Consider the following 24,759-nt stretch of genomic DNA (forward strand, 5'->3'; position numbering starts at 1 on the left):
ACGCTGAAGACGGCACAGGCGTCGTACGACCTGACGAAGCTGCAGTTCGACAACGGCACGGGCTCCGAGCTCGAGCTGCGTCAGGCGCAGACGGTCGTCGAGACGGCGCTCGCGAACCAGCAGGCGCAGGCGCGTGCGCGTGCGCAGGCACTGAACGCGCTGGTGCTGCTGATCGGCGAGCCGCTGCCGGACGACCTGCCGCCCGGCATGCCGCTCGATGCGCAGAACCTGTTGACGGACGTGCCGGCCGGTCTGCCGTCGGACCTGCTGACGCGTCGTCCGGACGTGATGCAGGCCGAGCAGACGCTGCTGGCCGCGAACGCGAACATCGGCGCGGCACGCGCGGCGTTCTTCCCGCGTATCTCGCTGACGGGCGCATTCGGCACCGGCAGCCCGACGCTCGGCGGCCTGTTCAAGGCCGGCACGGCGGCATGGTCGTTCGCGCCGCAGATCACGATGCCGATCTTCGAAGGCGGGCAGAACATCGCGAACCTGAATCTCGCGAACGTGCAGAAGCGCATCGAGATCGCCAACTACGAGAAGGCGATCCAGACGGCGTTCCGCGAAGTGTCGGACGGGCTGGCTGCACGCGGCACGTACGACCAGCAGATCGCGGCGCTCGAGCGCAACGAGCACGCGCAGCAGCGTCGCTTCGACCTGTCGGACCTGCGTTACAAGAACGGCGTCGACAGCTACCTGTCGGTGCTGACCGCGCAAACCGATCTGTACTCGGCGCAGCAGTCGCTGATCAGCGCACGCCTGGCGCGCTGGACGAACCTGGTCACGCTGTACCGCGCACTCGGCGGCGGCTGGATCCAGCGTGCCGGCGAGACGCCGCGCGCGCCGGACGAAACGGCCGACTACGACAAGGCGGCCGCGCCGGCACCGGCGTCGGCAGCAGCGACGAACGGGTAAGCACGAAGATGGGCAGGCGCGGGCGACCGCGCCGGTCCGTCGAGGTCGCGGTACCCGCGATACGACAACGCCACGGACGAAAGTCCGTGGCGTTTTTTTGCGCCGGTTCGATTGGCAGCGCCCCGCGGATCGTCATCACCGGCGTCGGCGCGATCGTCGCCCGATCGCTTGCCACGAAGCAAAACGCCACGGCAAGCCGTGGCGTCTTTCCTTTACCTGCGACCTTGTTGCGCCGCACGCCGGCGCATCCGGCGCGGATCGGTCAATGATGCACGTCGGCCGGGCGTCCGTCGAAGTCGTGCCCCGCGCGGCGGATTTCGCAACGCGCGTCCTTCTCGCCCTTCACGCCGTTGAACACGATGTTCAGGATCACCGCGGTGGCCGACGCGAGCAGGATGCCGCTGTGCAGGATCGGGGCGAGCGCGGGCGGCAGCTTCGAGAAGAAGTGCGGCGACACGACCGGCACGAGGCCCATCCCGACGCTGACGGCGACGATGAACAGGTTGTGCGAGTTGTTCACGAAGTCGACCTTCGACAGCACCTTGATGCCGTTTGCGGCCACCATCCCGAACATCACGATGCCCGCGCCGCCGAGCACGAACGGCGGCACCGATGCGACGACTTGCGCCATCTTCGGGAACAGGCCGAGCAGCACGAGGATCACGCCGCCCGTCGCGCAGACGAACCGGCTCTTCACGCCCGTCACGCCGATCAGGCCGACGTTCTGCGAGAACGACGTATGCGGGAACGAGTTGAAGATGCCGCCGATCAGCGTGCCGAGGCCGTCGACGCGCAGGCCGCGCACGAGGCGCTCCTGGTTGACGGGGCGATCGACCATGTCGCCGACCGCGAGGAACATGCCGGTCGATTCGATGAACGTGACGAACATCACGGTGACCATCGTCGCGATCGACAGCGGGTCGAAGTGCGGCAGGCCGAAGTGGAACGGCATCACGAAGCCGACCCACGGTGCGTGCGCGACGCCGTCGGTATTGACGCGGCCGATCGCGAACGCGATCACGAAGCCGGCGACGATGCCGAGCAGCACCGAGATGTTCGCGATGAAGCCGCGCCCGTACTTGTTGATCAGCAGGATCAGCGTGAGCACGAGCAGCGACAGGCCGAGATAGACGGGGCTGCCGTATTCCGGATTGCCGACGCCGCCCGCTGCCCAGTTGATCCCGACTTCCATCAGCGACAGCCCGATCACCGCGATCACGGTGCCGACGACGACCGGCGGGAAGAACCGCAACAGCTTGCCGATCATCGGCGCGAGCACGATGCCGATGATGCCGGCCGCGATGGTCGAGCCGAAGATGTCGAGAATGCCGAGGCCGGGGTTGGTGCCGATCGCGATCATCGGGCCGACGGCCGCGAACGTGCAGCCCATGATCACGGGCAGGCGGATGCCGAAGATCCACAGGCCGAGCGTCTGGATCAGCGTGGCGATGCCGCACGAAAACAGATCGGCGCTGATCAGGAACGCGATCTGGTCTTTCGGCAGCTTCAGCGCGCCGCCGACGATAAGCGGCACGGCGACGGCGCCGGCGTACATGACGAGGACGTGCTGCAGACCAAGCGTTACAAGCTTGCCGGTCGGCAGCACCTCATCGCACGGATGGACCGTGTTCGATTGCATCTGTCTCACTCCATGATCTTGTTTTCGAGGTGATACGAAGTTATGCGGAATGCAAACTCGCAACAAGAGCGCTGGGTTCTATTCCGTTCTTTGCTGGTTCGATATGCCATTTCGGCATGAAGCAGGGTGTCGGTCATCGGGAAACGCCGCTGGAGTGAGGTTTCCCGGTTTTATAGCCCTTCAAAATAGTGCGGGCCCCCATGTCAAATATCGGCGGCTTTATGGTGTGTATCGCGCACTCGGCATAGTGGCAAAAACGACCGAAGGAAAATCGCGCCGGGTTAACCCGCTGGCGGCCGTTTTGGCGCGCAGCGTGCGGCCAGGGGGCACCGGTTGCGCGCTGCCGTGTTTTCGTGCCGCCGCGGCGTGAAAGCGCCGCGCAAATCGGGCCGCATCTCGCGATCCCGCTATCATCGATATCCGTTCACTCGAATACGCCAAACCGTCATGCGCCTGCTCGGAATCGACCTCGGTACCGGCTCCGTCAAACTCGTCACGCTCGATGCCGATGGCGTCGAACGCTCGGTTGCGAGCGAACCTTATGCATTGTCGTCGCCGCAGCCCGGCTGGGCGGAAATCGCCCCCGACGTGTGGTGGCAGGCGCTCGTGCGTGCCGCGGCGCGGCTGCCGGCCGGCGAGCGCGCGCAGGTCGCGGCGATCGGCTTCTCCGGCCAGATGCATGGCGTCGTGCTGATCGACGCGGCCGGGCAGCCGGTGCGGCCCGCGCTGTTGTGGCCCGACACGCGCGCGGTGCGTGAAGCGGACGCGGCCGACTGGCCGATGGCGCCGAATCCGGTCGCGCCCGGCATGGCGGGCCCGCTGTTGCGCTGGCTGGCCGCACACGAGCCGCAGGCGTTGGCGGATGCACGCTGGGCCGTGCAGCCGAAGGACTGGCTGCGCGTCGCGCTGGGCGGCGAGGTCGCGGCCGATCCGAGCGACGCCTGCGCGACGGCGCTCGCGACGCCGGACGGTGCGTGGGATACGGCGCTGATCGCTGCGCTGGGCTTGCCCGTCGATCGGTTCGCTCCGGTGCGGGCGTCGGGCGCGCGCTGCGGCGTGCTCGATGCGAAGGCGGCGGCGGCACTCGGGTTGCCGGCCGGCGTGCCGCTCGCGACGGGGGCGGCCGATACCGCGTGCGCGGCGCTCGGCAGCGGGCTCGTCGCGGCCGGCGATGCGCTGTTGACCACCGGCAGCGGCGGCCAGATCGTCGTTCTCGCGGACGTATTGCCGCCCGCACGGCACGGGCTGCATCGTTACCGCACGGCGGCGGGCGGCGGCTATTACACGATGGCCGCGATGCAGAACGTCGGCCTCGCACTCGAAGCCGTGCGCGGCTGGCTCGGCTATCCGGGGTGGCCGGATGCGTACGACGATGCGTTCGCGCGGCCGGCGTCGGAGCGGCTCTGCTTCCTGCCGTACCTGACGGGCGAGCGTTCGCCGTGGATGAATCCGGACGCACGCGGAGGGTGGCTCGGTCTCGGGCTCGGCGACACGCGCGGCGCGATGATGCGCGCCGCGTTCGAGGGCGTCGCATTCGCGTTGCGCGCGGGGCTCGACGCGATCCGCGATGCGAACCGGGCCGATCCGGTGACGACGCTGCGCCTCGCCGGTGGCGGCTCGGTGGATCCGCGCTGGCGCCAGTTGCTCGCGGATGCGCTCGGCGCGTCGCTCGACGCGGTCGATTGCCCGAACGCCGCGACGCGCGGCGCCGCGTTGCTCGCGGGCGTCGCGATCGGACACTGGCGCGAAGATGCGCTGCGCACGCTGGCGCCAGCCGCGTCGCCGGTGGCCGCGCCGCACGACGACGGCGCGTTGGACGCACGCCATGCGCGTTTCGTCGATCTGTATGCGCGAACGGATGCGTGGTTCACGGCCGGCGTTTAAACTCGGGCACTTGTCCGGTCGCGACAGCGGTGACGCATCGCGGCAAGCCGGCGGCTGTTTCCCGCACGCGACGGGCGGCGGGATGGTGAATCATGACGGGCACGCTTCGGTATCGCCGTGCCGTATCGCGCGGGGTCGGCCCGACCCGCACGCGCGGCTGCTTGCGACGCTCCACGGTGACGCCGACCGATGAACACGGGCGAATCGATTCGCCCGATCGTGCTGTATCGAACGGAAGGGAACCCATGCTCGAACTCGTTTCTTCGCATGCTTGCCACGGTGGCGAGCAACGCTTCTATCGCCACGATTCGAAGGCGATCGGCCTGTCGATGAAGTTCTCGGTGTACCTGCCGCCGCAGGCCGCGCATGGCCGCGTGCCGGCGCTGTTCTATCTCGCGGGGCTCACGTGCACCGAGGAGACGTTCGCGATCAAGGGCGGCGCGCAGCAATACGCGGCGCAGCACGGCCTCGCGCTCGTGATGCCCGATACGAGCCCGCGCGGCGCGGGCGTGCCGGGTGAGACCGATGCGTGGGATTTCGGCGTCGGCGCGGGTTTCTACGTCGACGCGACGCAAGCGCCGTGGTCCGCGCATTACCGGATGGAGTCGTACGTGACGGGCGAGCTGCGCGAGCTCGTCGCGGCCGAACTGCCGATCGACGGTGCGCGGCTCGGGATCTTCGGCCACTCGATGGGCGGGCACGGCGCGCTGACGCTCGCGCTGCGCCACGCCGACCTGTACCGGTCAGTGTCGGCGTTCGCGCCGATTGCCGCGCCGACGCGTTGCCCGTGGGGCGAGAAGGCGTTCTCGGGCTACCTCGGCGACGATCGCGAAGCGTGGAAGCAGCATGACGCGAGCGAACTCGTCGCGCGCGCGGGTGCGCCGAAGTTCGCGGACGGCATCCTCGTCGACCAGGGCCTCGCCGACCAGTTTCTTGCGAACCAGCTGAACCCGGACGTGTTCGAAGCCGCGTGCGCGAAGGCCGGTCAGCCGCTGACGCTGCGCCGCCATGCGGGTTACGACCACGGGTACTACTTTATCTCGACGTTCATCGCCGATCACATCGCGCATCATGCGCGTGTGTTGTCGCGTTAGTGCGGCAAACCGGCCGCGCCATCCTGCGTCAGCGGGTGGCGTAGCGCTTCAGGTTTCGCAGCATGCGCAACGCGAGCGATGTCGCCGGCATCACGATTGCAAGCGCCATCAGCCAGTGCACGACGATGACGAGATCATCGCCGGCCTCGCCGTCCCAGAAGCCGGGAACGTGCGTGAAGAGCCAAGCCCACGCGCGCTCGGGAATCGGGAGTGCGAATGATTCGTGAGTAAGGCACCGCCTCGCGAGCGACACGGATGCCACGAGTACCCATGCGATCACTGCGGCTCGGTACGCGACTCGCTTCATTTGACTGCAATCGTGCCGTATGCGTGCATGGAGGGGCCGGGGATCGGAACCGGCTTCTGCGCGATCAGCAAGTCGCTCGACCGACCGACGATCACGTGCGTCGCCGCAACAGGCTCATGCCATACACGAACGCCGACAGCGCGGTAATCCAGAAGCTCGTCGGCCAGTCGGTGTGATACGCGAGCGCGATGCCGGCCCACGCTTCGAACAGCGCGAACAGCGCGGCGAGCAGCACGCCGGTCGACAGCCGCGTCGACACGTTCTGCGCGGCCGCGGCCGGCCCGACCAGCAGCGTGAACACGAGCAGCACGCCGACGATCTGCGTCGCCGCGGCCACCGCCAGCGCGCACACCGCGAGGAACAGCGTCGACACGGTGCGCAGCGACACGCCCTTGGCTTCGGCCAGTTCGGGCTGCAGCGACGCGAACAGCAGCGGACGCGCGATCAGCGCGAGCGCGACGAGGCTCACCGCGCCGATGCCGGCCAGCACCGCGAGCGTGTCGTGGCTGACCGCGAGTACGTTGCCGAACAGCAGTGCGGTGACCTGCGTCGCGAACGACGTGAAGAAGTGCAGGAACAGCAGGCCGAACCCGAGCGCGCCCGACAGGATCACGCCGATCGCGACGTCACGGCCCGCGAGCCGCTCGCCGAGCGCGCCCATGCCGATGCCTGCCGCCAGCGTGAAACCGACCATCCCCCAGATCGGCGACATGCCGAGCAGCACCGCGCCCGTCGCGCCGGTGAAGCCGACGTGCGACAGCGCGTGGCCGGCGAAGGTTTGTCCGCGCAGCACCAGGAAGTAGCCGACGATGCCCGCGAGCACCGCGACGATCCCTGACGCGGCGAACGCGTTGATCATGAAGTCGTATTCAAACATCGTGCGAATGCCCGGAATGAGCGTGTCCGTGGTGGTGATGGCCGTGGCCGCCGCCACCGCCGTGCGCGTGGCCGTCGTCGTCCTCGTGTTCGTGATCGTGCTTTTCGATTTCGACGTCGCCCGACATCACGAAGATCTTGCCGTTCACGCGCATCACGTCGATCGGCGAGCCGTAGAGCCGCGACAGCACGGGCTTGGTGATCACCTCGTCGACGGTGCCGAGCGCCGCGACGCCGTTGCCGAGATACAGCACGCGATCGAGCGCGTTCAGCAGCGGATTCAGTTCGTGCGCGGAAAACAGCACGGTGATGCCGAGCTCGCGCTGCACGTTGCGCACGAGTTCGACGACGCCGCGCTGGTGGTTCGGGTCGAGGCTGATCAGCGGCTCGTCGAGCAGCAGCAGCTTCGGGCTGCCGAGCAGGCACTGCGCGAGCAGCAGTCGCTGCCGCTCGCCGCCCGACAGCTCCGACAACGGCCGGCGCGCGAGCGTCGCGCCGCCGACGAGATCGAGCACGCGATCGACGTCGCGCCGCGTCGCGGCGTTCGTGTGCGGCAGCCCCCAGCGATGGCCGTCGGCGGCCATCGCGACGAAGTCGTAACCGCGCATCCGGCGATTCGCGAGCCCGCTCCTGATTTGCGGCATGTAGCCGATCGACGCGTTGCCGCGCACGACCGGCATGCCGCCGACCGACAGCGTGCCGCCCGTGACGGGCACGAGGCCGAGCACCGCGCGCATCAGCGTCGTCTTGCCGGCGCCGTTCGGCCCGAGCACGCCGACGAATTCGCCCGGTTCGATCGAGAAACTCACGTCGCGCAGGATCGTGCGTCCGCCCAGTTCGAGCGTGACGCCATCGAGTGCGAGTGCGTGGGGAGTGGCGGTCATGTCGTTGCGCGGGTCATTTCTTGCTGGCGGAAAGCGCGGTCGCGAGCGCGTCGAGCTGGCCGGCCATCCATTGCTGGAAGGTCTTGCCGGCCGGCTGCGTCTCGGTGACGCTCACGCTCGGCACGCCGCCTTCACGCGCGATCTTCAGCAGGCGCTTGGTCATCGGCGCTTCGGCCTGGCTGTTGTAGATCAGCACGCGCACCTGCTTCTTGCGCAGGTCGTTCTCGAACGCGGCGACGTCCTGCGCGCTGGCTTCGGTGTCGTTCATCGTCGCGAGCTGGAAGCGCTGATTGCGCATGTCGAGGCCGATCGCGTCGGACATGTAGCCGAACACCGGCTCGGTGGCCGTCACCGGCACGCCCTTGTATTGCGCGCGCAACGCGGCGACCTTGTCGTCGATGGGCTTCAGCGACGCGACGAACTTCTGCAGATTCGCATCGTAGTCGGCCTTGTTCGCCGGGTCGGCGCGGCCGAGCTCGGCCGCGATCGCGCGCGCGGCGGCCGGCATGGTGGCCGGGTCGTACCACAGGTGCGGGTTGTCGCCGGCCTTCTTGCCGACGAGATCCGCGACGACGATCGTCGCGCGCTTCGCCTGCTTCGATGCGCCGAGCAGCTTGACCATCCACGGATCGTAGTCCGCGCCGTTGTAGATCACGACCTGCGCGTGCTGCAGCGCGCGCGCCGTCTTCGGGCTCGCCTCGAACAGGTGCGGATCCTGGTCGGGATTGCTGAGGATGCTGGTCACCGCGACATGGCGGCCGCCGATCTGCGACACGACGTCGCCATAGAAATTCTCCGCGGCGACGACGTTGACGGTCGCCGCCTGTGCGAACGCAGGGGCGGCGATCGACAGCGCGGCGAGCGCGGTGGTGAACAGACGGGCAAGCGGCAGGGCGCGCCGCGGCGCGCGCTTCAGGAACATGGACATGAAACTCCTCATTGGAAGGGGCGGCGCCATGCGCCGCGCGGGTGCGGTATCAGCGTAGCGCGGGCTTGCCCTTGCAGTGCCCGCACAGGCCGTTCAGCTCGACGACCTGGTGATGGACTTCGAACCCGTGCGCGGGCGCGCTCGCGGACAGCTGTTTCGCGAGGTCGCTGCCGGGAATCTCGACGGTCTCGCCGCACGCGTCGCAGATCAGGAACTGGCCTTCGTGCGGCACGCCGATCTCGCAGCACGCGAAGAACGCGTTCTTCGATTCGATCCGGTGGATGAAGCCGTGCTCGACGAGAAAATCCAGCGCGCGATAGACGGTCGTCGGCGGCACGCGGCCGCGCTGCGGTTCCAGCTCGGCGAGCAGGTCGTACGCGCCGATCGGGCGCTGCGCGGCCAGCACGCGTTCGTAGACCTGGCGGCGCAGCGGCGTCCACGCGAGCCCGTGCTCGGCGGCGAATGCGTCGGCCCGGGACAGCCGGGCATCGATGGGCGATGAAGTGGCCATGGCGTGAAGCAGGCGATGTAACGAAGTATCGCGATGATATAACGTATCTTTCCGGCGTGCAGCGCGAATTCGTCCCGCGCACCGGCTCCGTCCCCTTCATCGCCGTTTTCAGCCGCGCCGCACCCGGCGCGCCGCCCTTTGCCGGGCGTGGTTCTCCGCCCGATGCCGGGCGTCGCCGTTGCGCAGTGCATCATCGAAAGCCGCCGTGCCGCCTTGACACCGTGAATCGCGTATCCGATCATTCGACCAACAACAGAGCAATTGATCGGTCAGCGAGCGTTCGCTCACCTCGCGACCTTCGTACAGCAGAACGAACCGGAGACAACCAGTGAGACTGGAAGACAAGGTCGCGATCCTGACGGGCGCGGCAAGCGGCATCGGCGAAGCGGTCGCGCAGCGCTATCTGGACGAAGGCGCGCGCTGCGTGCTGGTCGACGTGAAGCCCGCGGGCGGGTCGCTCGCCCGGCTGATCGAGGCGAACCCGGGCCGCGCCGTGGCCGTCACCGCCGACGTCACGCGCGGCGACGACATCGAGCGCATCGTCGCGACCGCCGTCGAGCGCTTCGGCGGCGTCGACATCCTGTTCAACAACGCGGCGCTGTTCGACATGCGCCCGCTCCTCGACGAATCCTGGGACGTGTTCGACCGGCTGTTCGCGGTCAACGTGAAAGGCTTGTTCTTCCTGATGCAGGCCGTCGCGCAGCGGATGGTCGAGCAGGGACGCGGCGGCAAGATCGTCAACATGTCGTCGCAGGCCGGGCGGCGCGGCGAGGCGCTCGTTTCGCACTACTGCGCGACCAAGGCCGCGGTGATCAGCTACACGCAATCGGCCGCGCTCGCACTCGCGCCGCACCGGATCAACGTGAACGGCATCGCGCCGGGCGTGGTCGACACGCCGATGTGGGAGCAGGTCGATGCGCTGTTCGCGCGCTACGAGAACCGGCCGCTCGGCGAGAAGAAGCGGCTCGTGGGCGAAGCCGTGCCGCTCGGCCGGATGGGCGTGCCGGGCGACCTGACGGGCGCCGCGCTGTTTCTCGCGTCGGCCGATGCCGATTACATCACCGCCCAGACGCTGAACGTCGACGGCGGCAACTGGATGAGCTGACATGGCGCCGCTCGCACCCGCAACCCGGGCGCGCGCGCCGCGCGCGGCCGCCGCACGAGGGCACGCATGATGGCCGAGATCGTCGTCGCCGGCGAACTGCTGGCGGAATTCGTCGCCGCCGAGCGCGGGCAGGGCTTCGATGCGCCGGGGCTGTTCGCGGGTCCGTTTCCGAGCGGTGCGCCGGCGATCTTCGCCGACCAGGCCGCGCGGCTCGGCGCGCGCGTCGCGTATGCGGGGTGCGTGGGCCGCGATGCGTTCGGCGACGCGATCGTCGCGCGGCTCGAGCGCGACGGCGTCGACGTCACGCGCATTCGCCGCGTCGCGCGTCCGACCGGCACCGCGTTCGTCGCCTATCGCGACGACGGCTCGCGCAGCTTCGTGTTCAGCCTGTCGACCAGCGCGGCCGCGTGCGTCGACGCATCCGACGTCGACACCGCGATGTTCGACGGCTGCCGCTACTTCCACGTGATGGGCTCGTCGCTGACGAGCGAATCGGCGATCGCGGCGGTCCAGCGCGGCGTGATCGAGGCGGCGCGCGTCGGCGCGAAGGTGTCGTTCGACCCGAACGTGCGGCCCGAGATGCTGAGCTTCCGGCCGATGCGCGCGGCGCTCGACACGATGCTCGCCGCTTGCCACCTGTTTCTGCCGAGCGAGGCCGACCTGCCGTTCTTCTGCGGGCCGCAGCCGGCCGAGCGCGCGATCGCGGGGTTGCTCGCCACGCATCCGCTGCTCGAGCGCGTCGTGCTCAAGCGCGGCGCGGCCGGCAGCGCCGCGTTCGATCGTGCGAGCCGGGTGGACGCACCGGCCTGGCCGGTCGACGAACTCGATCCGACCGGCGCCGGCGACTGCTTCGGCGGCACGCTGGTCGCGGGCCTCGTCGCCGGCCTGCCGATCGATGTCGCGCTGCGCCGCGCGAACGCGGCCGGTGCGATCGCGGTCACGCGGCGCGGCCCGATGGAGGGCAACAGCAGCGCGGCCGAAATCGACCGCTTCCTGACCGAACGAGGTATCGCATGTCCGGCCTGACGCCCGTCGCCGAGCGCCCGCGCAACGCGCACGCCGGCACCGTGCTGCGAATGATCTTCGACGCGAACCGCGCGGACGCGCAGCGCGGCATCTATTCGATCTGCAGCGCGCACCGGCTCGTGCTGGAGGCCGCGTGCGAGGCCGCGCGTGCGGACGGCTCGCCGCTCCTGATCGAGGCGACCTGCAACCAGGTGAATCACCTCGGCGGCTACACGGGCATGACGCCCGCCGATTTCCGGCGCGACGTCGATGCGATCGCGCAGCGCTGCGGTCTCGCGCCGTCGGCGCTCGTGCTCGGCGGCGACCATCTGGGCCCGAACCCGTGGCGGCACCGTCGCGCGGCCGATGCGATGCGCGAAGCGGTCGCAATGGTCGCCGCGTACGTCGAAGCCGGGTTCGAAAAGATCCACCTCGACGCCAGCATGGCATGCGCGGACGATCCGGAGCGGCTCGACGACCCGACGATCGCCGCGCGCGCGGCCGAGCTGTGCCGCGCGGCCGAGGACGCGGCGGCGCGCGCAGGCGTTGCCCCCGTCTACGTGATCGGCACCGAGGTGCCCACGCCGGGCGGCGAAGTGGCCGGTGACACGGGCGGCGACACGGGTAGCGACGCGATCGCGCGGATCGCGGTCACGCGCAGCGACAGCATCGCCGCGACGCTGGACGCGCATCGCAGCGCCTTCACGGCGGCCGGGCTCGACGACGCATGGACACGCGTGGTCGCGATCGTCGCGCAGCCGGGCGTCGATTTCGACGATCGCCACGTGCTCGACTACGACAGCGCGAAGGCCGCGTCGCTCGGTGCGAGCATCCTGCGCACGCCGGGCCTCGTGTTCGAAGCGCATTCGACCGACTACCAGACCGAAGGCGCGCTCGCCGCGCTCGTGCGCGATCATTTCGCGGTGCTGAAGGTCGGGCCCGCGCTGACCTTCGCGCTGCGCGAGGCGCTGTTCGCGCTCACTTTCATCGAGGACGCGCTGATCGACGACGCCGCGCAGCGCTCGCGGTTGCGCGACGTCGTCGACGCCGCGATGCGCGCGCAACCCGAGCACTGGGCGCCGTATTACCGCGGCGACGAGGCCGCGCAGCGGCTCGCGCGCCAGTTCAGCTACAGCGACCGGATCCGCTACTACTGGCTGCAGCCGGCCGTCGCGGCGGCGGTCGAGCAGCTGTTCGACAACCTCGCGCGGCAGCCGGTGCCCGAGACGCTCGTCGCGCAGTGGCTGCCGGACGTGTACGCGGCGTGCCGCGCGGGCGGCCTCGCGAGAGAGCCGCGCGCATGGGTGCGCCACCGGATACGCGACGTGATCGCGCACTACGCGCGCGCGTGCGGGATGCAGCGGCCGGCGTGACGGGCCGCGAACGAAGCGAGGCAACACGAAACACGCAATTCGCAATACCCAATACGCAGTACGCAACATCGCCGACAGTTCGAACAATCACAGGAGACATGCCATGCAACGAAAGATGCTCGATGCCGCCGTACGCTGCTTCGCCACGGCCGCGCTCGCGACGGCCGCGTGCGCGGCGTCCGCCGGCACGCTGACGATCGCGACGCTGAACAACCCGGACATGATCGAGTTGAAGAAGCTGTCGCCGGCGTTCGAGAAGGCGAACCCGGACATCAAGCTGAACTGGGTGATCCTCGAGGAAAACGTGCTGCGCCAGCGCGCGACGACCGACATCACGACCGGCAGCGGCCAGTTCGACGTGATGGCGATCGGCACGTACGAGACGCCGCAGTGGGGCAAGCGCGGCTGGCTCGCGCCGATGACGGGCCTGCCCGCCGACTACGACCTGAACGACATCGTGAAGACCGCGCGCGACAGCCTGTCGTACAACGGCCAGCTGTACGCGCTGCCGTTCTACGTCGAAAGCTCGATGACGTTCTACCGCAAGGACCTGTTCGCGGCGAAAGGGCTGAAGATGCCCGACCAGCCGACCTACGACCAGATCGCCGAATTCGCGGACAAGCTCACCGACAAGGCGAAGGGCACCTATGGCATCTGCCTGCGCGGCAAGGCGGGGTGGGGCGAGAACATGGCGTACGTGTCGACGGTCGTGAACACGTTCGGCGGGCGCTGGTTCGACGAGAACTGGAACGCGCAGCTGACGTCGCCGGAATGGAAGAAGGCGATCGGCTTCTACGTGAACCTGCTGAAGAAGGACGGCCCGCCCGGAGCGAGCTCGAACGGCTTCAACGAGAACCTGACGCTGACCGCGTCGGGCAAGTGCGCGATGTGGATCGATGCGACCGTCGCGGCCGGGATGCTCTACAACAAGCAGCAGTCGCAGGTCGCCGACAAGATCGGCTTCGCGGCCGCGCCGGTCGCCGTCACGCCGAAGGGTTCGCACTGGCTGTGGGCGTGGGCGCTGGCCGTGCCGAAGACGTCGAAGCAGCAGGACGCCGCGCGCAAGTTCATCGCGTGGGCGACGTCGAAGCAGTACATCGAGATGGTCGGCAAGGACGAGGGCTGGGCGTCGGTGCCGCCGGGCACGCGCGCATCGACTTACCAGCGCCCCGAGTACAAGGCCGCCGCGCCGTTCTCCGACTTCGTGCTGAAGGCGATCGAGACGGCCGACCCGAACGACCCGTCGCTGAAGAAGGTGCCGTACACGGGCGTGCAGTACGTCGGGATTCCTGAATTCCAGTCGTTCGGCACGGTGGTCGGGCAGGCGATCGCGGGCGCGGTGGCCGGCCAGATGACGGTCGACCAGGCGCTCGCCGCCGGGCAGGCCGCCGCCGACCGCGCGGTGCGTCAGGCCGGCTACAGGAAGTAACGCGGGGAGTCACGCGGCCCGCGTCGTGCCGTCGCGCGCGGCACGGGCCGAAGAAGCAGCAAGGCGGGCCGGCCGTTTTCGCCCGCGCGTCAACCGGAGGAACTCCGATCATGCGTCATTTACGTCTTCCCCTGAGCCACGCGCCGTCCGTCGGCGACGCGTCGTCGCCGCCGGGCGCGCCGCGCCGCGCGCGCGGCGGCGCGAGCTGGCTCGTGTCGCCGTCCGTCGCGGTGCTGCTGCTGTGGATGTCGATTCCGCTCGCGATGACGATCTGGTATTCGTTCTCGCGCTACAACCTGCTGAATCCGGACGTGAAGGGCTTTGCCGGGTTCGACAACTACCGCTTCCTCGCGACCGATCCGTCGTTCCTGCCCGCGATCGGGCACACGCTCGTGCTGATCGGCGCGGTGCTCGCGATCACCGTGGTCGGCGGCGTGCTGATGGCCGTGCTGTTCGACCGCAAGTTCTACGGGCAGGGCGTGGCGCGCCTGCTCGTGATCGCGCCGTTCTTCGTGATGCCGACGGTCGCCGCGCTGATCTGGAAGAACATGATCCTGCATCCGGTGTACGGGCTCGTCGCGAACGCGATGCGCGCGCTCGGGATGACGCCGATCGACTGGTTCGCCGACTACCCGCTGACCGCCGTGATCATCATCGTCGCGTGGCAGTGGCTGCCGTTCGCATTCCTGATCCTGTTTACCGCGATCCAGTCGCTCGACCAGGAGCAGAAGGAAGCCGCGCGCATCGACGGTGCGGGCCCGATCGCGATGTTCTTCTACATCACGCTGCCGCACCTGAAGCGCGCGATCGCCGTGGTCGTGATGATGGAGACGATCTTCCTGCTGTCGATCTTCGCGGAGATCTACACGACGACGGGCGGCGGCCCCGGCAACGCGACGACCAACCTGTCGTACCTGATCTACGCGCTCGGTCTGCAGCAGTTCGACGTCGGCCTCGCATCCGCGGGCGGGATCATCGCCGTCGTGGTCGCGAACGTCGTGTCGTTCTTCCTGGTGCGGATGCTCGCGCGCAACCTGAAGGGGGAGTACGAGAAATGAGCGACCTGACTTTCGAAGGGCGGCGCGCCTCGGCTCCGCTCGACCTCGTGCGGCGTGCGCTGCCGGGCGCGCTCGCGTGGCTTCTCGCGCTGCTGCTGTTCTTCCCGATCTTCTGGATGGCGATCACCGCGTTCAAGACCGAGCAGCAGGCGTACGCGTCGACGCTGTTCTTCATGCCGACGCTCGACAGCTTCCGCGAGGTGTTCGCGCGCAGCAACTACTTCGCGTTCGCGTGGAACTCGGTGCTGATCTCGGCCGGCGTCACGGTGATCTCGCTGTTGCTCGCGGTGCCGGCGGCCTATGCGATGGCGTTTTTCCCGAACCACCGCACGCAGAAAGTGCTGCTGTGGATGCTGTCGACGAAGATGATGCCGTCGGTCGGCGTGCTCGTGCCGATCTACCTGTTGTGGAAGAACGCGGGGCTGCTCGACACCGTGTCGGGCCTCGTGATCGTGTACACGCTGATCAACCTGCCGATCGCGGTGTGGATGACCTTCACCTACTTCAACGAAATCCCGAAGGACATCCTCGAGGCCGGGCGCATCGACGGCGCGTCGACGTGGCAGGAGATCGTCTACCTGCTGATGCCGATGGCGCTGCCGGGGCTCGCGTCCACCGCGCTGCTGCTCGTGATCCTGTCGTGGAACGAGGCGTTCTGGAGCATCAATCTGTCGAGCTCGAACGCCGCGCCGCTGACCGTGTTCATCGCGTCGTACTCGAGCCCTGAGGGCCTGTTCTGGGCGAAGCTGTCCGCCGCTTCGCTGCTCGCGGTCGCGCCGATCCTGATCGTCGGCTGGCTGTCGCAGAAGCAGCTGGTGCGCGGGCTCACGTTCGGGGCGGTTAAATGAGCGCGGCCAGCAAAGGCGCGGCCGGCAAAGGCGCGGCCGGCAATGGCCCGTTCGGTCACGGGACGAACGTGCTGATCTGCGATTGCGACGGCGTGCTGATCGACAGCGAGGCCGTTGCCGCCGACGTGATCGTGCGCGAGCTGGACGCGCGCTGGCCGGGCGTCGACGCGCGCCCGGCGGTGATGCCGCTGCTCGGGCTGCGCATCGAGCGCGTGCTGGCCGGCGCGAGCGAGGCGGTCGGCCGCACGCTGAGCGCCGACGACGTCAACGCGATCCGCCGCGCGGTCGAGGCGGCGGCCGTGAACGCGCCGATGGTCGACGGCATCGACACGGCACTCGCCGCGATCGGCATGACGACCGCATGCGCGAGCAACAGCTACCGCGCATACGTCGAGGCGGCGCTCGCGCGCACCGGTCTCGCGCGCTTCTTCGGCGACCGGCTGTTCTGCGCGGACGCCGTCGCGAGGCCGAAGCCGGCACCCGACGTGTATCTCGCGGCCGCCCGCGCGCTCGGCGCGGTGCCCGCGCAATGCCTCGTCGTCGAGGACAGCGTGACCGGCATCACCGCGGCTGCCGCGGCCGGCATGACCGTGCTCGGCTTCGTCGGCGGCGGGCATGCGTCGGCCGCGCAGATCGACGCGCTGCGCGGGATCGGCGCGCGTCACGTATTCGACGACATGCACGAGCTGCCCGGCTACGTCGCGCGCTGGCAGGCGACCGGCGCCGTGCTGCCGAACTAGCAACCACGAACGATCGCGCCGCGTCGCACGCGGCGCATCACGAACGAACGGAGACAGATCATGGCAAGCGTGCTCCTGCGCAACATCGCGAAGCGCTACGACGACACCGAAGTGCTGCGCAACGTGAACCTCGACATCGCCGACGGCGAATTCGTCGTGTTCGTCGGGCCGAGCGGCTGCGGCAAATCCACGCTGATGCGGATGATCGCCGGGCTCGAGGACATCTCGAGCGGCGACCTGCTGATCGACGGCGCGAAGGTCAACGACGTGCCGAGCGCGAAGCGCGGCATCGCGATGGTGTTCCAGTCGTATGCGCTGTACCCGCACATGACGCTGTACGACAACATGGCGTTCGGCCTGAAGCTCGCCGGAGCGAAGAAGCCCGAGATCGACCAGGCGGTGAAGCAGGCCGCGAAGATCCTGCACATCGATCACCTGCTCGACCGCAAGCCGAAGCAGTTGTCGGGCGGCCAGCGCCAGCGCGTCGCGATCGGCCGCGCGATCACGCGCAAGCCGAAGGTGTTCCTGTTCGACGAGCCGTTGTCGAACCTCGACGCGGCGCTGCGCGTGAAGATGCGGCTGGAATTCGCGCGGCTGCACGACGAGCTGAAGACGACGATGATCTACGTGACCCACGACCAGGTCGAGGCGATGACGCTCGCCGACAAGATCGTCGTGCTGTCGGGCGGCGAGGTGCAGCAGGTCGGCACGCCGAACGCGCTGTACCACGCGCCGGCCAACCAGTTCGTTGCGGGCTTCATCGGCTCGCCGAAGATGAACTTCCTGACGGGCACGGTGGAGTCGGCCGATGCGACGGGCGTGCTGGTGCGTTTCGGCAGCGGCGAGACGCAGCACGTCGCCGTCGATGCGGCGGGCCTGCAGCGCGGCGCGGCCGTGACCGTCGGCGTGCGGCCCGAACATCTGCTGGTGGGACAGGCGGCGGACGGTGTCGCCGCACGGACGATGGCTGTCGAATCGCTCGGCGATGCCGCGTATCTGTACGCGGAGTCGGCCGTCGCACCGGACGGGCTGATCGCGCGGATTCCGCCGCTCGACACGTACCGCACCGGCGAGACGCTGCACGTGCATGCGCAGCCCGAGCACTGCCACCTGTTCGACGAACGCGGGCAGGCGCTGCGTCGGCTGAGCCCGCACGCGAAGGCGGCGTGACGGGCGCGGGAACGATGCCGGCGGCGCTCGTCGCGCTGCTGGCGGCGGCCTGGATCGGCGCGTGGCGCGCGCCGGCACGCGTTTGCCGCGCGTCGCGCGGCCGCGTGAGCGTTCGGCGGCGTCAGCCCGCCTTCGCGTCGAGTGCGGCGCGCGCGCAGGTTTCGTCGGTGACGAGCCCCGACAGCCAGCCGCCGCGCAGCGCCGCGATCACGGCGTCGCGCTTCTTCGGGCCGCCGGCGAACGCGATCGTCGGGCGTTTCGGCGGCGTGTCGAGCGACACGCTCGTCACGCGCGCGCTGGTCGACACGTCGACCAGCTTGCCCTGCGCATCGATCGGCACGCCGAGCAGTTCGGCGACCGCACCGAGCGCGGTCATCTCGTCGCGTTCCTGTTCGGTAATGAAGCCGTCCTCGTAGAGCGGGCAGTGCGGGCCGATGTTGCCGATCCCGACGAATGCGACGTCGGCCTGCGCCGACAACGCGTCGACGATCCGGTACAGCCGGTGATTGCACCATTGCGCGCGCTCGGCATCGCTGTCGGCGAACAGCGGCGCGGGCAGCAGGAAGTGCTTGCCGCCGGTTTTCTCGGAGATGTACTGCGCGACGTCGTAGCGGTTCGACGAGCCGTCGGCCGCGATCGCGCCGACCATCGACACGAGCCGGTGCTGCGGCCGCTCGATCTGCGCGATCTGCGCGACCGCGGCCTTCAGCGTCCGGCCGCTGCTCACGGCAATCACCATCGGCCGCGTTTCGTTCAGGTAGCGCTCCATCACCTGCGCGCCGGCGACCGCGAGCTTGCGGTCGATCGCTTCGGGCGCGTCCGCATCGACGGGCACGACCTCGCACATCGCGAGCCCGTAGCGCTTCGACAGCTGCGCGCCGAGCTCGAGACAGTCGGCGAGCCGATGATCGACGCGCACGCGGATCAGGTTCTTCTCGACGGCGAACGCGACGAGGCGTTGCGCGACCGGGCGCGACACCTGCAGCTTCTCGGCGATTTCGTTCTGCGTGTCGCCCGCGACGTAGTAGAGCCACGCGGCACGCGTGGCGAGATCGAGTTTTTCTGAGGACTTGGACACGATAGCGGTTCGGTTCGGATCGGGGTCGGCCGTCGGGCGGCGCAACGGCATCCACTGTAACGCATGCCGGACGTGCGGCCGCGGCGGTGCTTACACGAGTCGCGCGCGCGACGGTTCGTAAAGCGGGCGCACGTGGCGGTACAGCGCGCGGAACGCGTCGAGGCGCTCGCGCAGCCGCGCATGACGGCCGGCGTCGGGCGCGTATTCGGCGCGCACCGGCGGCTTGGTCAGCACCGCATGCGGATCGCCGCCGACGGCGAGCCAGCCCAGGCGTGCGGCGCCGAGCGCCGCGCCGGTTTCGCCGCCGCCGTGCTGGCAGGTGCGCACGTTCAGCGCGTCGGCGATCAGCTGCGCCCAGAACGCGCTGCGCGCGCCGCCGCCGATCAGCGACAGACGGTCGGTTTCGACGCCGGCCGCGTGCAGCGCGTCGAGGCCGTCCGCGAGGCCGAGCGTTACGCCTTCGAGCACCGCGTAGCCGAGGTGCGCGCGTTCGGTCGCATGCGTCATCCCGAAGAACACGCCCTGCGCATACGGATCGTTGTGCGGCGTGCGCTCGCCGGACAGGTAGGGGAGGAACAGCGGCGCCGTCGCGAGCGCGTCCGCATCGAGCGCCTCGATTTCGGCGAGCAGCGCCGGCTCGTCGGTGCCCGTCAGCTTGCAGACCCAGCGCAGGCAGCTCGCCGCCGACAGCACGACGCTCATCAGTTGCCAGCGATCGGGAATCGCGTGGCAGAACGCATGCACGGCCGATGCGGAGTTCGGCATGAAGCGGTCGCCGACCACGCTGAGCACGCCCGACGTGCCGAGCGACACGAAGCCGTCGCCCGCGTGGATCGCGCCGATGCCCAGCGCGCTCGTCGCGTTGTCGCCGCCGCCGCCGGCCGCCACGACGGCCTCCGACAGCCCGAGCTCGCGCGCGAGATCCGCGCGCAGCGTGCCGGACGGCGCGTTGCCTTCGACGATGCGCGGCATCTGCGCGCGCGTCATGTCGCACGCGGCGAGCAGCGCGTCGGACCAGTCGCGGCGCGCGACGTCGAGCCACAGCGTGCCGGCCGCGTCGGACGGGTCCGACACCTTCGCGCCGGTCAGACGGAAGCGCAGGTAGTCCTTCGGCATCAGCACGCACGCGGTCGCCGCGAACACGTCCGGCTCGTGCTTCGCGACCCACAGCAGTTTCGGCGCGGTGAAGCCGGGCATCGCCAGGTTGCCGGCCAGCGCGTGCAGATCGGGCGCGCGTTCGGTGAGCAGCGCGCATTCGTCGGCGCTGCGCATGTCGTTCCACAGAATCGCGGGGCGCAGCACGCGGTCGTCGCGACCGAGCAGCACCGCGCCGTGCATCTGGCCCGACAGGCCGATCCCGCGCACCTGCGCGAATGCCTGCGGATGCCGCTCGCGCAGCGCCGCGAGCGCGGCGAGCGTGCCTCGCCACCAATCGTCCGGATGCTGCTCCGCCCAGCGCGGGTGCGGCCGCGACACGCTGAACGGCGTGCCCGCGGTGCCGATCACCGTGCCGTCCGGGGCAAGCAGCAGCACCTTCACTTCCGAGGTGCCGAGGTCGATGCCGAGATACATGAGCGATCCGTTGCGTCAGTGAGGAGCCGCTACTTTAGCCGCACGTGCGCGGCCATGCCAACGCAGGTTCGCCCGGATGCGCGACCGCCCGCGGGCGGCCGGCTGGCAGGCCGCGGCGCGCCGCGCGTCAGCGCTGCGCGAGCCATGCGTCCACGCGTGCGAGCCCCGCACGCAGCGCTTCGAACAGCGCCGCGTTGCCGGCGAGCGAGCCCCAGAGCGCGCGGCTCGCGCACAGCGCGACGACCGGGTCGTCGGCTTCGACGATCGCGCGCGCGACGCCGTCGTCCATTACGCCGTCCTGGTATGCATACGGCAATAAGCCGCGCGCCCAGCGTTCGAGAAAGCGCAGGAACAGCGCCGGCAGCACGGCGGTGGCGACCGGCGCGGCGCCGCGCGTGAGCGATTCGGCGAGCGTCGGCGCGATGAAGCCGGGAAGCTTCGAGAAGCCGTCGGCCGCGACGCGCTGGTTCGTGTCGAGCACGTACGGGTTGCCGAAGCGTTCGAGCACGACGTCGCGGTAGCGTTCGAGATCGAGCGGGCTCGGGCTCAGGCACGGGATCACGTCCTGCGTCACGTAGTCGTGCGCGAACCGGCGGATCGCCACGTCGTGCGTGCCCTCGTGGATGTACGTGTAGCCCGCGAGCGTGCCGGCCCACGCGATGCAGCTGTGCGTGGCGTTGAGGATGCGGATCTTCGCTTCCTCGTACGGGTGCACGTCGTCGACCAGCTCCGCGCCGGCCAGCTCCCAGCGCGGCCGGCCGGCCGCGAAGCGATCCTCGATTACCCACTGGATGAACGATTCGCCCATCACCGGGCAGGCATCGTCGACGCCGGTGGCCGCGCGCACGCGTTCGCGCACGTCGGCGGTCGGGCGCGGCGTGATGCGGTCGACCATCGCGCTCGGCGTCGCGACGTTCGCATCGAACCATGCAAGCAGTCCGTCTTCGCCGCGCCGTTCGAGGAATTCACGCATGCCCGCGCGAAAGCGCGCGCCGTTGTTGCGCAGGTTGTCGCAGCTCTGCAGCGTGAGCGGGCCCGCGCCGCGCTTCACGCGTTCGGCGAGCAGCGCCGCGAGCGCGCCGTACAGCGTCGTGCGCGCGCCCTGCAGATCGGCCGCGAGATCGGCGTTCGCGAGGTCGAGCCGGTTGTGTTCGTCGAGGTAGTAGCCGCCTTCGGTCACGGTAAACGACACGATCCGGCAGGCCGGGTCGGCGCCCGCGTCGATCAGCGCGGCGAGGTCGATCGACCACGGCAGCACGCGCGAGATCGCGCGGATCGTCTCGTACGCGCGCTCGCCCTGCGGCGTGACGGTCTCGAGCGTGTACGCGCCGTGCTGCGCGGCGAGCGCGTCCATCGTCGCGCGCATGTCGTCGCGGATGTTGCCGACGGTCAGCGACCAGCGCTCGTCGGCCGGCACGGCCGCGTTCACGCGATGCAGATACCACGCCTGGTGCGCGCGGTGGAACGAGCCCGCGCCGATGTGCAGCAGCACGGGCGCGCGGGCGGGGGACGATTCGCTCATCCGGTGTCTCCTGTTCGTGCCAGTCTTTCCTGTCGAATATGAATGCGATCATTTGCTCTTTGTGTGAGCGAATGATCGTATTCGGGCGAGCGAAAGTCAAGGCGGGGACACGGCATTTCGATGGTGCGTTGCGGCGTTGCGGGGGCAGCGGGCAAGCCGCGCCCGGCCGAGGAAAGGCGTCAGCGCTGCTCGCGCGTGAGCGCGACGAGTTCGTCGAGCAGCTTGCCTGCCGGCCCCGGCAGGATGCCGTGTCGGCGCCGGAATGCCGTGAGCGTGCGCACCGCGACGACCTCGCGCACCGGCAGCGTGTCGATCGTGCCGGCGCACTGTTCGGCGCCGTACATCGGCTCGGCCATCCAGCTGAGGAAGCCGGCATGCGCGACGAGGCTCTTCAGCGTCGTGACCGAGCGCGTTTCGACCGCGATGTCGGGAAGGGCAAGCCCGTGTGCGTCGAAGGTCGCGCGCATGTGGTCGAACGGCGCGGTGCCGCGCGGCGGAATCGCCCAGCGCGCGTGCAGCGTGTCGGCGAGCGTCGGTGCGCGGCCGAGCATGCGCAGCGGATGGTGCGGCGCCGCAACGATATGGCTGCGATCTTCCCAGCGGCACTCCGGAATCGCGACGATCTCGTCGGTGTCGGGCCCGTGCGCGGACAGCGCGAGATCGATCTCGTGCTTGTTCAGCCCTTGCGCGAGCCGGTCCCACACGCCTTCGAGAATCTCGACGCGCAGGTTCGGCCAGCGGTCGAGCACGCGGCCGACGGCGACCGGCAGCACGAGGCTCGCGATGCTGCCCACCGTGCCGACCTTGATCGTGCCTTTCGCGAAGCCGCGCATCGCGTCGAGCTCCTCGCGTGCGTGCTCGGCCTCGTGCTGCAGCAGCGTCGCGTGCGGCAGCAGCGCCTCGCCGAACGCCGTCAGCTGCACGCCTTTCGAATGCCGCTCGAACAGTGGCGCGCCGACCTGGTCCTCGAGCCGCTTCAGGATCCGGCTCAGCGCCGGCTGGGTCACGTGCAGCGCGTCGGCCGCGCGGCCGAGGCTGCCGCACGCGACGATGGTCGTGAAGGCGCGCAATTGTCGGAGATCGAAAGTCATGCCGATCCGTAATGGCTTTTCGCAAAAAATACAGTATCGGTGAATGACTCGCGCTTCGATACTGTGGAAACCGCCAAGCCACCGAGGAGACGCCCGAGCATGACCGGCAACCCGTCCCATTCCGCCGCACCGGCCGCCCAGATCACCGTCCGCGATGCCGTCATCGACCTGTTTCGCCAGTTCGGCATCGATCGCGTGTTCGGCAATCCCGGCTCCACCGAGCTCCCGATGTTCCGCGATTTCCCCGCCGATTTCCGCTACGTGCTCGGCCTGCAGGAGGCCGTCGTGGTCGGGATGGCGGACGGTCATGCGCAAGCCACGGGCAACGCGGCGGTCGTCAACCTGCATTCGGCGGCCGGCGTCGGCAACGCGATGGGCAACCTGTTCACCGCGTTCAGGAACCGCACGCCGCTGATCGTCACCGCGGGCCAGCAGGCGCGCGCGATTTTGCCGTTCGATCCGTTCCTCGGCGCGACGCAGGCCGCCGAGCTGCCGAAGCCGTACGTGAAATGGAGCATCGAGCCCGCGCGCGCGCAGGACGTGCCGGCCGCGATCGCGCGCGCGTACCGGATCGCGATGCAGGAGCCGCGCGGGCCGGTGTTCGTGTCGATTCCGGTCGACGACTGGGATCAGCCGGCCGAGTTGCTGCCGCGACGCGCGGTCAGCAGCGTCGTGCGGCCCGATCCCGATGCGCTCGCGCGGCTCGGCGACGCGCTCGATGCGGCACGGCGCCCCGCGCTGGTGGTCGGTGCGGCCGTCGATCGGGCCGGCGCGTGGGACGACGTCGTGCGGCTTGCCGAGCGGCATCGCGCCAGCGTGTACGTCGCGCCGATGTCGGGACGCTGCAGCTTTCCGGAGGATCACCCGCTGTTCGCCGGCTTCCTGCCCGCGATCCGCGAGAAGATCGTCGCGCGGCTCGACGGGCACGACCTCGTGTTCGCGTTCGGCGCGCCCGCATTCACCTATCACATCGAGGGCAGCGGCCCGCACGTGCCGCCGGGCGCGATGCTCGTGCAGCTCGTCGACGATCCCGGCGTCGCCGCATGGACACCGTCGGGCGACGCGGTCGTCGGCAACCTGCGGCTCGCGGCACGCGACCTGCTCGCGAGGCCGGCGCCGCCCGAGCGGCCGATGCCCGCGCCGCGGCCGCCGCGCCCTCGCGCCGAAGCACCGGCCGCCGGCGAGCGGATGTCGGTGGCCTTCGCGCTGCAGACGCTCGCGGACGTGCGCGACGCGCACGACATCGTCGTCGAGGAAGCGCCGAGCGCGCGGCCGGTGATGCAGGCGCACCTGCCGTTCACGCGCAGCGGCACGTTCTACACGATGGACAGCGGCGGGCTCGGCTACGGGATGCCGGCCGCGGTCGGCGTCGCGCTCGCGCGGCCGGGGCGGCGCGTGATCGGCCTGATCGGCGACGGATCGAGCCTCTATTCGATCCAGGCATTGTGGAGTGCCGCGCAGCTGAAGCTGCCGATCACGTTCGTGATCCTGAACAATCGGCGCTACGCGGCGCTGCAGGATTTCGCGCCCGTGTTCGGCTTCGGCCCCGACGATCCGGTGCAGGGCACCGATCTGCCGGACCTGGATTTCGTCGCGCTCGCGCAAGGGATGGGATGCCGCGGCATCCGTGTCGCCGATGCCGCGCGCCTGCATGACACGCTGACGGATGCGCTGCGGGCCGGTACGCCCGTCGTCGTCGACGTCGAGGTTGCCTGACGCGCGTGCGCGCG

At 69.5% G+C, this 24,759-nt stretch carries 23 protein-coding genes; 13 read left to right on the forward strand and 10 right to left on the reverse strand.

Going from position 1 to position 24,759, the window contains the following annotated elements; translation table 11 throughout:
- Both HW466_RS09825 and HW466_RS09830 read left to right on the forward strand, forming a co-directional pair.
- Window positions 1-915, forward strand: a 915-nt coding sequence (locus HW466_RS09825) for an efflux transporter outer membrane subunit (protein WP_151006586.1), incomplete at its 5' end; no start/stop codon positions are given.
- Window positions 916-1,001: 86 nt separating this feature from the next.
- Window positions 1,002-1,184, forward strand: coding sequence for a hypothetical protein (locus HW466_RS09830; RefSeq protein WP_151006587.1), 183 nt, complete (start codon window positions 1,002-1,004; stop codon window positions 1,182-1,184).
- Here HW466_RS09830 and HW466_RS09835 read toward each other — a convergent pair.
- Window positions 1,178-2,554 carry a nucleobase:cation symporter-2 family protein gene (locus tag HW466_RS09835; protein ID WP_170296747.1) on the reverse strand — a complete coding sequence of 459 codons (1,377 nt, stop codon included), beginning with the start codon at window positions 2,552-2,554 and terminating at the stop codon, window positions 1,178-1,180. The genes HW466_RS09830 and HW466_RS09835 overlap by 7 nt on opposite strands.
- 447 nt (window positions 2,555-3,001) lie before the next feature.
- Here HW466_RS09835 and HW466_RS09840 point away from each other — a divergent pair, with 447 nt between their 5' ends.
- Both HW466_RS09840 and fghA read left to right on the forward strand, forming a co-directional pair.
- Window positions 3,002-4,438 (forward strand): xylulokinase, encoded by a 1,437-nt coding sequence (locus HW466_RS09840; protein WP_174905686.1) that lies wholly within the window; start codon window positions 3,002-3,004, stop codon window positions 4,436-4,438.
- Between the two features lie 245 nt (window positions 4,439-4,683).
- Window positions 4,684-5,532, forward strand: coding sequence for an S-formylglutathione hydrolase (gene fghA / locus HW466_RS09845; RefSeq protein ID WP_059506424.1), 849 nt, complete (start codon window positions 4,684-4,686; stop codon window positions 5,530-5,532).
- Between the two features lie 28 nt (window positions 5,533-5,560).
- Here fghA and HW466_RS09850 read toward each other — a convergent pair whose 3' ends face one another.
- The 5 genes from HW466_RS09850 to HW466_RS09870 form a co-directional block, all read right to left on the reverse strand.
- The gene (locus HW466_RS09850) at window positions 5,561-5,839 is read right to left on the reverse strand and encodes a hypothetical protein (protein WP_151006029.1); all 279 of its coding nucleotides are present in this window, start codon (window positions 5,837-5,839) and stop codon (window positions 5,561-5,563) included.
- 91 nt (window positions 5,840-5,930) lie between these two features.
- Complete coding sequence (locus tag HW466_RS09855; protein WP_151006030.1) at window positions 5,931-6,716, reverse strand: metal ABC transporter permease; 786 nt, start codon at window positions 6,714-6,716, stop codon at window positions 5,931-5,933.
- Window positions 6,709-7,599: an ABC transporter ATP-binding protein gene (locus HW466_RS09860; protein ID WP_059506429.1), complete on the reverse strand. Its 891-nt coding sequence runs from the start codon at window positions 7,597-7,599 to the stop codon at window positions 6,709-6,711. The genes HW466_RS09855 and HW466_RS09860 overlap by 8 nt, the downstream gene beginning before the upstream one ends.
- Window positions 7,600-7,612: 13 nt before the next feature.
- The gene (locus HW466_RS09865) at window positions 7,613-8,527 is read right to left on the reverse strand and encodes a metal ABC transporter solute-binding protein (RefSeq protein WP_151006031.1); all 915 of its coding nucleotides are present in this window, start codon (window positions 8,525-8,527) and stop codon (window positions 7,613-7,615) included.
- Between the two features lie 49 nt (window positions 8,528-8,576).
- On the reverse strand, window positions 8,577-9,038 hold the full coding sequence (locus tag HW466_RS09870; protein ID WP_151006032.1) for a Fur family transcriptional regulator: 462 nt from the start codon (window positions 9,036-9,038) through the stop codon (window positions 8,577-8,579).
- Window positions 9,039-9,366: 328 nt separating this feature from the next.
- Here HW466_RS09870 and HW466_RS09875 point away from each other — a divergent pair, with 328 nt between their 5' ends.
- From HW466_RS09875 to HW466_RS09910, 8 genes are all read left to right on the forward strand, one after another.
- Window positions 9,367-10,143 carry an L-iditol 2-dehydrogenase gene (locus HW466_RS09875; protein ID WP_151006033.1) on the forward strand — a complete coding sequence of 259 codons (777 nt, stop codon included), beginning with the start codon at window positions 9,367-9,369 and terminating at the stop codon, window positions 10,141-10,143.
- A 69-nt stretch (window positions 10,144-10,212) separates the two neighbouring features.
- Window positions 10,213-11,169: a sugar kinase gene (locus HW466_RS09880; RefSeq protein WP_059792207.1), complete on the forward strand. Its 957-nt coding sequence runs from the start codon at window positions 10,213-10,215 to the stop codon at window positions 11,167-11,169.
- The gene (locus HW466_RS09885; RefSeq protein WP_174905685.1) at window positions 11,157-12,521 is read left to right on the forward strand and encodes a D-tagatose-bisphosphate aldolase, class II, non-catalytic subunit; all 1,365 of its coding nucleotides are present in this window, start codon (window positions 11,157-11,159) and stop codon (window positions 12,519-12,521) included. The genes HW466_RS09880 and HW466_RS09885 overlap by 13 nt, the downstream gene beginning before the upstream one ends.
- A 103-nt stretch (window positions 12,522-12,624) precedes the next feature.
- Window positions 12,625-13,950, forward strand: a complete 1,326-nt coding sequence (locus tag HW466_RS09890; RefSeq protein ID WP_151006845.1) for an ABC transporter substrate-binding protein — start codon at window positions 12,625-12,627, stop codon at window positions 13,948-13,950.
- A 110-nt stretch (window positions 13,951-14,060) separates the two neighbouring features.
- Window positions 14,061-15,008 carry a carbohydrate ABC transporter permease gene (locus HW466_RS09895; RefSeq protein ID WP_059450082.1) on the forward strand — a complete coding sequence of 316 codons (948 nt, stop codon included), beginning with the start codon at window positions 14,061-14,063 and terminating at the stop codon, window positions 15,006-15,008.
- Complete coding sequence (locus HW466_RS09900) at window positions 15,005-15,856, forward strand: carbohydrate ABC transporter permease (RefSeq protein WP_059450081.1); 852 nt, start codon at window positions 15,005-15,007, stop codon at window positions 15,854-15,856. Before HW466_RS09895 ends, HW466_RS09900 begins: the two co-directional genes overlap by 4 nt.
- Window positions 15,853-16,596, forward strand: coding sequence for an HAD family hydrolase (locus HW466_RS09905; RefSeq protein ID WP_174905684.1), 744 nt, complete (start codon window positions 15,853-15,855; stop codon window positions 16,594-16,596). The genes HW466_RS09900 and HW466_RS09905 overlap by 4 nt, the downstream gene beginning before the upstream one ends.
- Before the next feature lie 60 nt (window positions 16,597-16,656).
- Entirely contained in the window at window positions 16,657-17,766 is a 1,110-nt protein-coding gene (locus tag HW466_RS09910; protein ID WP_059506437.1) for an ABC transporter ATP-binding protein, read from the forward strand.
- A gap of 121 nt (window positions 17,767-17,887) precedes the next feature.
- Here HW466_RS09910 and HW466_RS09915 read toward each other — a convergent pair whose 3' ends face one another.
- The 4 genes from HW466_RS09915 to HW466_RS09930 form a co-directional block, all read right to left on the reverse strand.
- Window positions 17,888-18,895, reverse strand: coding sequence for a sugar-binding transcriptional regulator (locus HW466_RS09915; RefSeq protein WP_174905683.1), 1,008 nt, complete (start codon window positions 18,893-18,895; stop codon window positions 17,888-17,890).
- Between the two features lie 39 nt (window positions 18,896-18,934).
- The gene (xylB, locus tag HW466_RS09920) at window positions 18,935-20,416 is read right to left on the reverse strand and encodes a xylulokinase (RefSeq protein WP_174905682.1); all 1,482 of its coding nucleotides are present in this window, start codon (window positions 20,414-20,416) and stop codon (window positions 18,935-18,937) included.
- A 127-nt stretch (window positions 20,417-20,543) separates the two neighbouring features.
- Window positions 20,544-21,938: a D-arabinitol 4-dehydrogenase gene (gene dalD / locus HW466_RS09925; protein ID WP_174905681.1), complete on the reverse strand. Its 1,395-nt coding sequence runs from the start codon at window positions 21,936-21,938 to the stop codon at window positions 20,544-20,546.
- A 179-nt stretch (window positions 21,939-22,117) separates the two neighbouring features.
- Window positions 22,118-23,029, reverse strand: a complete 912-nt coding sequence (locus tag HW466_RS09930) for a LysR family transcriptional regulator (protein WP_170296746.1) — start codon at window positions 23,027-23,029, stop codon at window positions 22,118-22,120.
- A 99-nt stretch (window positions 23,030-23,128) separates the two neighbouring features.
- Here HW466_RS09930 and mdlC point away from each other — a divergent pair, with 99 nt between their 5' ends.
- The gene (mdlC, locus tag HW466_RS09935) at window positions 23,129-24,745 is read left to right on the forward strand and encodes a benzoylformate decarboxylase (RefSeq protein ID WP_059951823.1); all 1,617 of its coding nucleotides are present in this window, start codon (window positions 23,129-23,131) and stop codon (window positions 24,743-24,745) included.
- Window positions 24,746-24,759 lie beyond the last annotated feature (14 nt).

The sequence above is a fragment of the Burkholderia territorii genome (assembly GCF_902833055.1).
Classification (GTDB): Bacteria; Pseudomonadota; Gammaproteobacteria; order Burkholderiales; family Burkholderiaceae; genus Burkholderia; species Burkholderia territorii.

What these genes read in the sequence shown, in the direction of transcription:
- HW466_RS09835 (WP_170296747.1), bottom strand. Translation starts at nt 2,554, where the DNA reads ATGCAATCGAACACGGTCCATCCGTGCGATGAGGTGCTGCCGACCGGC.
- HW466_RS09840 (WP_174905686.1), top strand. Translation starts at nt 3,002, where the DNA reads ATGCGCCTGCTCGGAATCGACCTCGGTACCGGCTCCGTCAAACTCGTC.
- fghA (WP_059506424.1), top strand. Translation starts at nt 4,684, where the DNA reads ATGCTCGAACTCGTTTCTTCGCATGCTTGCCACGGTGGCGAGCAACGC.
- HW466_RS09850 (WP_151006029.1), bottom strand. Translation starts at nt 5,839, where the DNA reads ATGAAGCGAGTCGCGTACCGAGCCGCAGTGATCGCATGGGTACTCGTG.
- HW466_RS09855 (WP_151006030.1), bottom strand. Translation starts at nt 6,716, where the DNA reads ATGTTTGAATACGACTTCATGATCAACGCGTTCGCCGCGTCAGGGATC.
- HW466_RS09860 (WP_059506429.1), bottom strand. Translation starts at nt 7,599, where the DNA reads ATGACCGCCACTCCCCACGCACTCGCACTCGATGGCGTCACGCTCGAA.
- HW466_RS09865 (WP_151006031.1), bottom strand. Translation starts at nt 8,527, where the DNA reads ATGTCCATGTTCCTGAAGCGCGCGCCGCGGCGCGCCCTGCCGCTTGCC.
- HW466_RS09870 (WP_151006032.1), bottom strand. Translation starts at nt 9,038, where the DNA reads ATGGCCACTTCATCGCCCATCGATGCCCGGCTGTCCCGGGCCGACGCA.
- HW466_RS09880 (WP_059792207.1), top strand. Translation starts at nt 10,213, where the DNA reads ATGGCCGAGATCGTCGTCGCCGGCGAACTGCTGGCGGAATTCGTCGCC.
- HW466_RS09885 (WP_174905685.1), top strand. Translation starts at nt 11,157, where the DNA reads ATGTCCGGCCTGACGCCCGTCGCCGAGCGCCCGCGCAACGCGCACGCC.
- HW466_RS09890 (WP_151006845.1), top strand. Translation starts at nt 12,625, where the DNA reads ATGCAACGAAAGATGCTCGATGCCGCCGTACGCTGCTTCGCCACGGCC.
- HW466_RS09895 (WP_059450082.1), top strand. Translation starts at nt 14,061, where the DNA reads ATGCGTCATTTACGTCTTCCCCTGAGCCACGCGCCGTCCGTCGGCGAC.
- HW466_RS09900 (WP_059450081.1), top strand. Translation starts at nt 15,005, where the DNA reads ATGAGCGACCTGACTTTCGAAGGGCGGCGCGCCTCGGCTCCGCTCGAC.
- HW466_RS09905 (WP_174905684.1), top strand. Translation starts at nt 15,853, where the DNA reads ATGAGCGCGGCCAGCAAAGGCGCGGCCGGCAAAGGCGCGGCCGGCAAT.
- HW466_RS09910 (WP_059506437.1), top strand. Translation starts at nt 16,657, where the DNA reads ATGGCAAGCGTGCTCCTGCGCAACATCGCGAAGCGCTACGACGACACC.
- HW466_RS09915 (WP_174905683.1), bottom strand. Translation starts at nt 18,895, where the DNA reads ATGCCGTTGCGCCGCCCGACGGCCGACCCCGATCCGAACCGAACCGCT.
- xylB (WP_174905682.1), bottom strand. Translation starts at nt 20,416, where the DNA reads ATGTATCTCGGCATCGACCTCGGCACCTCGGAAGTGAAGGTGCTGCTG.
- dalD (WP_174905681.1), bottom strand. Translation starts at nt 21,938, where the DNA reads ATGAGCGAATCGTCCCCCGCCCGCGCGCCCGTGCTGCTGCACATCGGC.
- HW466_RS09930 (WP_170296746.1), bottom strand. Translation starts at nt 23,029, where the DNA reads ATGACTTTCGATCTCCGACAATTGCGCGCCTTCACGACCATCGTCGCG.
- mdlC (WP_059951823.1), top strand. Translation starts at nt 23,129, where the DNA reads ATGACCGGCAACCCGTCCCATTCCGCCGCACCGGCCGCCCAGATCACC.